At 64.0% G+C, this 5008-nt stretch carries 1 protein-coding gene; it reads left to right on the plus strand.

Annotated features, from left to right (window positions below; all coding sequences use genetic code 11):
* The coding region (locus RDCOP1_RS21045) for a non-ribosomal peptide synthetase (protein ID WP_143152207.1) at nucleotides 1-5008 on the plus strand (5008 nt) is incomplete at both ends.

The raw sequence follows: 5008 nt of genomic DNA on the forward strand, positions 1-5008 counted from the left end.
AGCACCACCCTCGCGGACCTTCCTGAAGAGTCGACGTTGCCGTCCGATCGGCCTCGTCCGGTGGTGTCGAGTTACCGGGGTGCGTCGCACGGTTTCGTGATCGATCGGCGTATCCGTGCGGGTATCACCGATCTTGCCCGTCGCAGTGGTGCAACGGAATTCATGGTGGTGCATGCCGCTCTCGCGGTGTTGCTGTCGCGGTTGGGTGCACAGTCCGATGTTGCGATCGGCACCCCGATCGCGGGTCGCGGTGAGGCTGCGCTCGATGATCTGGTGGGGATGTTCGTCAATACGTTGGTGTTGCGGACGTCGGTCGACGGGGCTGTCCCGTTCGGGGAGTTCCTCGATGCCGTGCGCGACGTGGATCTCGAGGCTTTTGCGCATGCGGATGTGCCGTTCGAGCGGTTGGTGGAGGTGCTCGATCCTGCGCGTTCGCAGGCGCGTCATCCGTTGTTCCAGGTGATGCTGACGTTCCAGAATATGGCGGACGCGCATCTCGAACTGCCCGGGTTGAGTGTCTCGGGTGTGGATGTCGATGTCCGGGTCGCGAAGTTCGATCTTCAGGTGACCGTCACCGATCTGGTCGGGTCGGGTGAGCAGTCGCAGGGATTCGGCGTCGAGTTCACCTACGCGACCGAGCTTTTCGATGCTTCGACGGTTCAGGGGTTCGCGGAGCGGTTCGTGCGGATCCTCGAGGCGGTGGTGGCCGATCCGTCGCGGCGGGTGGGGGATATCGATCTGCTGGGCGCCGATGAGCGGGTGACGGTGCTCGAGCGGTGGAACGATACGGCGCGTCCGGTGCCGGAGTCGACGTTGCTGGATCGGTTCGATGCGCAGGTCGCTGCGTCGCCGGATGCGGTGGCGGTGGTGTTCGAGGGCGTGTCGTTGACGTACGGCGAGTTCGATGCGCGGGTCAATCGGGTTGCGCGTTATCTGATCTCGCGGGGTGTGGGTCCGGAGACGACGGTGGGGTTGGCGGTGCGCCGGTCGTTGGATCTGTTGGTGGGGATGTATGCGATCGTGCGGGCGGGCGGCGCGTATGTGCCGATCGATCCGGATCATCCGGCCGATCGCATCCGGCATGTGCTCGATATTGCTGCCCCGGTGTGTGTGGTGACGACGGCCCGCGATGGGTTCGAGGTGCCGTCCGGGGTAGATGTCGAGGCGATGGAGATCGATCGGCTCGATCTCGCGGGGGTCTCTGCCGAGCGGATCGGTGACGAGGAGCGGCGGGACGCGCTCCGCCCGGACAACACGGCCTACGCCATCTTCACGTCGGGGTCGACTGGCAAGCCCAAGGGCGTGGCCGTGACGCACCGCGCGATCGTCAACCAGATCGACTGGATGCTGCACGAGTTCGCGATGACGTCGGAGGATGTGTACTTCCAGAAGACGGCGACGACGTTCGATGTGTCGTTGTGGGGGTTCTTCATGCCGCTGAGTGTGGGTGCGAAGTTGGTACTCGCGACTCCGGACGGCCACCGAGATCCGATATATCTGTCGGAGGTCATTGCGCGGGAGAAGGTGACGATCACCGATTTCGTGCCGTCGATGCTGACCGTGTTCGCGGCGCACGCTGCTGCAGAATCATGCAGCACGTTGCGGGAGATCTTCGTCATCGGTGAAGCATTGCCGCCGGAGACGGTCGACGGGGTGCGCCGTATCAGTGCGGCGGGGATCGACAATTTGTACGGGCCGACGGAAGCTGCGGTGTCGGCTACGTTCTGGCAGGCGCCGTCGGAGGGATCGGTCGATGTTGTGCCGATCGGTGTGCCGGAATGGAACGTGCAGGTGTACGTGCTGGACGGCCGCCTGCGTCCGGTGCCGGCGGGGGTGCCGGGTGAGTTGTACCTTGCCGGCGTGCAGTTGGCGCGTGGGTATGTGCGCCGGCCGGATCTGACGTCGGATCGTTTCGTGGCGAATCCGTTCGGGCCGACCGGGGATCGGATGTATCGCACGGGTGATCTGGTCCGGTGGAACGCCGACGGTGAACTCGAATACATCGGGCGAACCGACTTCCAGGTGAAGTTCCGGGGTCAGCGCATCGAGTTGGGTGAGATCGAGAGTGCGTTGCTCGCGCACGGGTCGGTCAGCCAGGCTGCGGTGGTCGTGTCGTCGTCGGGCATCGGGGATCAACTCGCGGGGTACGTGGTTCCTGTTCCGGGGGCCACTGTCGATCGTGGTGAGTTGGTCGCGTTCGTGTCGGGGTTGTTGCCGTCGTACATGGTGCCGGGCGCTGTGGTGGTCCTCGACCAGTTCCCGCTCAACACTTCCGGGAAACTTGATCGAAAGGCGTTGCCCGCGCCGGTGTTCGAGACTCGGGAGTTCCGGGCGCCACGGACCCCGGTGGAAGAGATTGTGGCGTTGACGTTCGCCGACGTGCTGGGCGTCGAGCGGGTCGGGCTCGACGATGATTTCTTTGCTATGGGTGGTAACTCGCTGAACGCTACGCAAGTGGTCGCACGGCTGGGCTCGACGCTCGACACTCGGGTGCCGGTGCGAGCCCTGTTCGACGCACCGACCGTCGAGGCATTGGCCGCACACGTCGGGCAACATGCCGGCTCGGGGGGAACGGTGCCTCTCGTCGCCGGGCCGCGTCCGGACCGGGTTCCGTTGTCGCTGGCGCAGCAGCGGATGTGGTTCCTCAACCGGTTCGACCCCGACTCCGCGGCATACAACCTGCCGATCGCGTTGAGACTCAGCGGACGACTGGATCTCACTGCCCTGCAGGCAGCCATCCGCGATGTGCTCGAACGACACGAAATGCTGCGCACCTCCTACCCGGAGTCGGACGACGGTGCCGTTCAGATCGTGTTGCCGGTCTCATCGGTAGCGCCCGATCTGGAGCCAGTCCGGACGGACTGGGATCAGTTGCCCGGTCTCGTTCGTGAGTTGGTAAATACGAGCTTCGACGTCACCGCCGAGGTGCCGATCCGAATTCGCCTGTACGCGGTGGGGGACGACGAGATCATCGTCGCGTTCGTCGTCCATCACATCTCTGCCGACGGTTCTTCGATGGGACCACTGACCCGTGACCTGGTAGCGGCCTATGTGGCGCGTTCCGGCGGATACGAGCCCGGCTGGGAGCCGCTTCCGGTGCAGTACGCGGATTATTCGATCTGGCAGCGTGAGGTTCTCGGGGACGAGTCGGATCCGGAGTCGTTGGCAGCCAAGCAGATCGCGTTCTGGGAACGGTCGTTGGAGGGTCTTCCTGATCAGTTGGACCTGCCGACCGACCGGCCACGGCCTGCGGAACAGTCCTTTGTCGGCGACAGGGTCGAGTTCGACATCGACGCGGATCTGCATCGTAAGCTGGTCGAGCTCGCGCGTTCGCGGAACTCGACGCTGTTCATGGCGGTGCATGCGGCTTTCGCGGTGTTGCTTGCGCGTTTGTCGGGTACCGACGACATCACGGTCGGCACGCCGATTGCGGGTAGGGGACGTCGGGAGCTCGACGATTTGATCGGGATGTTCGTCAACACTCTGGTGTTCCGTTCTCATGTGGATGTGAGTGGTTCCTTCGATGCTTTGCTGGAGCAGACGCGTGAGCGGGATCTCCAGGCGTTTGCGCATGCGGATGTTCCGTTCGAGCGGATCGTCGAGGTGCTCAATCCTGAGCGTTCTACCGCACGGCATCCGCTGTTCCAGGTGGGGTTGTCGTTCCAGAACTTGGCGGAGACGAGTCTGGAGCTGCCGGGTTTGACGGTGTCGGGCGTGGATGCGCAGGTGCAGACGTCGCAGTTCGACCTGCATCTGGTCGCTGCGGACCGTTACGACGAGGACGGGTCTGCGGCGGGGATCGGTAATGTGCTGACGTTCGCGACGGATCTGTTCGACAGGTCGACGGTGGCGGGGATCGCGGAGCGGTTCGTGCGAGTGCTCGAGCAGATCGTCGCTGAGCCGGGGCGTGCGGTGGGGGACCTCGATATTCTCGGGGTCGAGGAGCGGAATCTGGTTCTGGAGGAGTGGAACCGCACGAGTCGCCCGCTGGGTGCGCCGGTGACGTTGGTGGATTTGTTCGACGCTCAGGTGTGTCGGGATCCTGCGGCGACTGCGATCGTGTTCGAGGGCGTGTCGCTGTCTTATCGGGAATTCGATTCTCGGGTGAACCGGCTTGCGCGTCATTTGATCTCTGTGGGTGTGGGGCCGGAATCGACTGTTGCGCTGGCGATGCGGCGGTCGGTGGAACTCTTGGTGGGTATGTATGCGGTGGCCAAGGCCGGTGGTGCGTATGTGCCACTCGATCCGGATCAGCCGGCGGAGCGCACGAACTATATTCTGTCGGTCGCGGCTCCTACGGTGGTGCTGACCACTGCGCGTGACGAGTTCGGTGTTCCGGAGGGCGTGGGGTCCGGGATCGTCGTCGTTCGCCTCGATACTGCGGACTTCGACGGGTACTCCGACTCGCCGGTCAGGGATGTCGATCGGCTTGCGCCGTTGCGGCCGGAGAACACGGCGTACGTCATTTTCACGTCGGGTTCGACCGGGCGGCCGAAGGGTGTGGCGGTGTCCCATGCGGCGATCGTCAATCAAATGCTGTGGATGCGGGCTGACTACGATCTCGGGCCGGATGATGCTCTGTTGCTCAAGACGGCTGCGACGTTCGATCTGTCGGTGTGGGAGTTCTGGTCGGCGCTGGTGTCCGGTGGCCGGGTGGTCGTTGCGTCGCCGGATGGTCATCGTGACCCGGTGTATCTCAACGACCTTGTCGCGTCGGAGGGTGTGACGACTTTGCATGTGGTGCCGTCGATGCTTGCCGCGTTGATGACGGACACGGACGGTGTTCTGCCGTCTTCTCTGCGCCGGGTGCTCGCGATCGGTGAGGCTCTGCCTGCGTCTACGGCGCAGCGGTTCCTTGCCGGCAATGATGCGCGGTTGGACAATCTGTACGGTCCGACCGAGGCTGCGGTGTCGGTTACCGATCACACTGTCGATGTGTCCGATGTGGTGTCCGTGCCGATCGGGTCGCCGCAGTGGAATACGCGGTTGTTTGTGCTCGATGCGCGTC

The organism is Rhodococcus coprophilus NBRC 100603 (assembly GCF_001895045.1).
Lineage (GTDB): Bacteria > Actinomycetota > Actinomycetes > Mycobacteriales > Mycobacteriaceae > Rhodococcus > Rhodococcus coprophilus.